The sequence below is a fragment of the Acinetobacter sp. LipI_19 genome, assembly GCF_058242925.1.
In genome coordinates, this window is record NZ_JBZAYK010000008.1 from 1 (window position 1) to 4,721 (window position 4,721).

The 4,721-nt window shown below is 37.6% G+C and carries 3 protein-coding genes; all 3 read right to left on the reverse strand.

What is annotated here, in order from left to right:
- Positions 1-420 precede the first annotated feature (420 nt).
- Positions 421-1,659, reverse strand: coding sequence for a chymotrypsin family serine protease (locus tag AC4CVF_RS22180; RefSeq protein ID WP_005402014.1), 1,239 nt, complete (start codon positions 1,657-1,659; stop codon positions 421-423).
- A gap of 302 nt (positions 1,660-1,961) precedes the next feature.
- Positions 1,962-3,776, reverse strand: coding sequence for a relaxase family protein (locus tag AC4CVF_RS22185; RefSeq protein ID WP_490789986.1), 1,815 nt, complete (start codon positions 3,774-3,776; stop codon positions 1,962-1,964).
- Positions 3,766-4,176, reverse strand: coding sequence for a plasmid mobilization relaxosome protein MobC (gene mobC / locus AC4CVF_RS22190; RefSeq protein WP_005402015.1), 411 nt, complete (start codon positions 4,174-4,176; stop codon positions 3,766-3,768). Before mobC ends, AC4CVF_RS22185 begins: the two co-directional genes overlap by 11 nt.
- Positions 4,177-4,721: the final 545 nt, after the last annotated feature.

The window sequence follows — 4,721 nt, forward strand, 5'->3', positions numbered from 1 at the left end:
CAACTTAACCAACCTATACAACTACTTCCAACGCTCCGCTTATGTGAGATCCCCTGTAAGCGGTTTAGCCTTCCGACTATCGCTACGTTGCACCAGTGACACTTATTCCCTCCACATGCAACGTATATCTGCCTAAAAAGGATGCACAGAAGTAGATAAGGCTCGACCGTTAGGTGCTTATTTGATGTTTTTAGAATCTAATTAACGAAGAGTTTCAAATTAGGGGCTTGTCAAACTGGTTCTTTTCTTTAAAATAAACAGTGGTACTAGCCTTTAAGGTGAAATCATAACGGTCGTCAAACCTTATGATCTTTCGTTAAATGATGGTTCGAAGCATCAAATAACTGTACCCATTGAATTTAAAATAAAACCCCTCTAAGTTGCAAGACTTAGAGGGGTTTTTTATTAACTTTCTTTAGCCTAATACACTAAAGAATATCCCATATTATATAATTGATCAGTGGACATATAGAAAAAAGCATTACATTGACCTGAACCTGAACCTGAATATGAAGAACCTTTTAATATTCCAAATGCGAGACTATTTAGGAACACAGGTCCACCACTATCACCTGAATAACACTTTAAAGTGCCATTTCCAGATGCTCCGTTTAGAGAGCCTACAACTGCAACCCAAGTATTACTACAAGCTACTGTACCGCAAGCATTTGGATAAGTAGGCTGAAAATTTAAGGCTCCAATATAGCCACAACTGTAACCAGTAGTGGCTCCATTATGGCAAACAGTATCGTTTAACTTTGTATTAGCGACAGTTCTACGTCCAGTCAACTTTGTTGTAGCAGTTGGTGATGAGTTAAATTGTGATGTGACAGTATTTCCTGCACCTACAGTCATCCAGCTCACATCTCTTGTTGCATTAAGCTGAGAGCCGACTACAGTTAAAGGAGCGCTGGTTGGTACATCTAAATTAGGTCCATTACAATGAGCAGCTGTTGTCATGTACTGTGTACCTGCACTATTTTTTATAGCAAAAGCAGAAGTACAATAACCACCACTTGTATTAATCTTAGACCCACCTTTTACCGCAGCAGTGTCTTGAAATTTTGCATTTGTATATTCAATTTTAAAAGGCAAATTTTTAAATTTTGATGAAATTAAATTAAGCTTTTGTGCATTTTGAGTATTTGATCTTACCTCTTTAGGCTCAGAGAATAATAAAATTTTAATATCACCTGTTCGTTCATCATAGGATAAACCTTGAACATTAGTGAATTGACGCTTTATTTCATTAGCGCTTTGATTTAATCGTTCTAGCCCTTCTGCTTTCGTTTCAAATGCACCTGTTTGGAATTCTATTGGAAGCTGTAAAATTGGTTTCCCCACACCAGTTACGTTTTTGATATCAGCTATAAAATTTTTAACAGGTTGATTTCCTTTGAGCCTAATTACTACTTTATAAGTAGGGTCATGTTCTATGTATGTACCAGCTAATCTATCAGCATATTTACTTTCAATTTGGCTTAAAACATCTGTTCGAGATTCTTGAATAGCAAGTCTATTGATTGCTTCACCTAAAGTAACATTATGATTTTTAATGTACTCATTTGCATGCAATTTCATTTCATCACTAGTCGATGCATGAGCTATACTAATTAAAAAACTTAAACTTAAAATTGATAGTTTAAATATTGATTTCATAATACTTTCCTTACTTATTAGAGGTATAGTTAAAGCCTATTCTAATGAAAAAAAAATAAGCCTTTGTGTACTTCATTAGAACGAACACCATGTAATAAAAACCAATTTATAAATTCCTCTCTATTCCTTCATTAGATGCAGTAAAAAAGTTTTAATTTTTATCACCTGTTGAATTTTAAAAATTAATTTTTAAAGATTTTTTACTAAAAAACATTAAATATAATTTACACATGAATAAATTATAATCAATTAAAATTAGCTTTATTCTAATGAAAGACGAACTTTCAAAGATAAAAAGATTTTTACATACCAAAATCCATGCCTCGATTTTGCTTAGGTCGAGGCTTTTCTATTTCTTGTTTACGCTCATTCATCTGGACGATATTTTTTTCAATATTTCGGATGTTTCGAGCAAATTCTTCTGAGCTTTGGCTACTTCTGACGAGACTAAATGCTGTGTGGTTGAGATTCTCTCCAGAACTTCTTCGTTGTTCGCTGTAATCTTGCTCATTTCTCGGACTTTGCCATTGATCTGCTCGGTATAGCTTGCTGTACTGCGTTCTAGCTCGTGAAATTGTGTCTGTATTGTCGATAAGGACTTTTGTACCTGTTGCAAGCTCTCCTGATCGCTCTTGATTACTTTTGACTGCGCTGACAAGGCTTGGATAATCTTGCTTTGCATCGTGTCTAAAGTTTGCTGTTGCTGCTGCAACTGCTGTTGTTGTTGCAGTAATTGCTGCTGTTGTTCTTCGATGATTCTCAATAATTGTGTTTCTAATTCGGTCATCGTTTAGTATCCCATTGGAATCATGTAGCCGTTCTGCCATTCCCCTGCATTCTTGTTGATCTGAATACATAGGCGTTGCTTGTTGTTCGATAGATTCTTGCACGTACTGATATTCAGACTGCCCCCTGATTTGTTCAGGTGATCTACCCTCATTTGTTTCTCGTTGATCACGGTATTGAGTGTCTTTACTTCGCTGTACTTGTTTTTGGCGATGAGACCAAGCGATAAAATCGCTATAAGCAAAATAACTACTGCTGAAATCAGCCCCATATTCAAAATGGTAAGTTTTTTCTGTAGAGCTTGATTCTGAGCTTGCTGTTCTTGGCTCTGTATCTGCTCGTTTAATTGCGTTAAATGGCTCAATTTCGATTGCAGCAAGCTTTGATATTGACTCAACTGCTTCTCGACCGTTTTGACGTTGTTTTGAATGCTCTCGGCGATTTTCTCGTCCGACTGTTGGATAGCGGTCGCAGTGATATTGGCTCTTGCGTTCAAGCTGTCTCTGATAGTCTGTGACGTTTGCTCGATACCGCTCAGAAGTTGTTCCTCTGTATTCTTCAATTCGTTGTTGTACTTCTTGTCGATATTCGCCAGTAGCTCTAAAGCCTTGCTCATAAATTTCACCAGTTAAACGGATAGGACGTTTTGCGCCTTCGTATGGGTTTTCTATAGATATGGATTTTTGAGTTTGTCGAGTAACTTTGATCTGATTCGATTCAAGCCATTGCACCAATTCTTGCCGATCGGAAACATCGCCATTGGCAACAGCTCGATAGACTCGTTGGTGTAACTGCGCTTTAAAGTCCTTAACGTCTTTGGGTAGATTCTTTTTATTTAAAAATAATTGTCGATGCTCAGGATCATCGGGGTCATACAGTGAATATTCTGTATTGGTTATCTGTTTAAACAGATCCACTCGATTGAGATCCACGGGTGCATAGAAAGGCTGTAGTCGTTTTCCTGTTGAAAGCTCAACATTGGGAATCACAAAATTAAGTTCAAGCCTAGTCTCTCCAGTATCCTGATTTACCTTATCTTGGTGCTGTACCCATAAAATTTGATATTGATCCTGATCTAATCCCGGGAATAAACATCGTTCAAAATTTTGCATGATCTGCTGTTTATCCTGGTCAGATAAATCATGCTCATAAAAAGATAAACAGCCTGACGTATATTTTTTGGCAAAAGGACTGCTATCAATCAATTGCGCTGTCAGCTCTGTATCTCCACTCAACACCTGTGCATGTTCACGCTCTCGATCTTCACCCAGTAAATAATCGAGACAGCCTTTCGATAAACCTGAACCATGTCGAAAAAAATCAACGATCATCTGGACGTAACTCCCGAAGCTGTTGATCAATCGAAATTAATAAATGAAGCAGTTTTACTTTGTCAAAAGCACCAGTATCCGCAATATCTGTATTCACTGCTTTAGCAATCTGATTCACATTATTGCCAATCCGACCAAGTTCTAAAATTAAAGCCCGCTCTGTCTTGCTATATGAAGATTCAACAACCTTTGTTGCTTTAATTTTTTGGTTATCTTCTGCTTTGGAATTATGAATTTTAGTCGCTTTCTCTACTGCTGCTTGTCTAAGTAACTTTGCAATCGAACCATAAGGATTATTGCAATCAAGCAATTGATATTCTGATTCTGAAAGTCTGACTTTAAAGGTTCTCTCTCGAATAGCTTTACCTTTCTGATTCTCTTGTTGTTCCTGTCCTGACATTTTAATCTACCCTGCTTTGGCTTTTGTAAGCTTTAAATTGGAAAATCTTTGATTTTTCTGTTTAAAGCTTTTCGGGGGTATCGGGGGTGAAGCCCCTGATCAAGGTCACAGTCTACCAATGTTTAACGAAGTTAAATAGGGGTAGCTGTGTATCCTTGCTTATTTAAAAATGGATAGCGTTGTTATATAAAATTTAAATCAAATGACACGGTATATAAACTCTAGGAAGTATTGGCATGAATCTTGTAAAAACAAAGGCACTCAACTCTTTCTCACCGTCCCCACATCCCTCGCTATGCTCGGGCTGATGGTGAACGTTGAGAGAGTTTCGGCAATACTTTCCCTAAGAGGCTTTGATTTAAAAAAATCAAATATCCTCTTAAGTATTGCCGATTAACCTGTAATTGGGCTGACGGAGCCACGCATCGGTCGTATCCGCACATGGTTTTGCTGACCATGCAGACAAGGACTAAAGGTTTTGCACCTTCTCCCACGCGCTCCCTGTCGAAGTATGGTGGTATCTCTGCGAGGATTTCTCCAACATG

Bases quoted from the DNA above. Each gene is read 5' to 3' on its own strand.
- AC4CVF_RS22180 (WP_005402014.1), bottom strand. From the start codon at position 1,659: ATGAAATCAATATTTAAACTATCAATTTTAAGTTTAAGTTTTTTAATT.
- AC4CVF_RS22185 (WP_490789986.1), bottom strand. From the start codon at position 3,776: ATGATCGTTGATTTTTTTCGACATGGTTCAGGTTTATCGAAAGGCTGT.
- mobC (WP_005402015.1), bottom strand. From the start codon at position 4,176: ATGTCAGGACAGGAACAACAAGAGAATCAGAAAGGTAAAGCTATTCGA.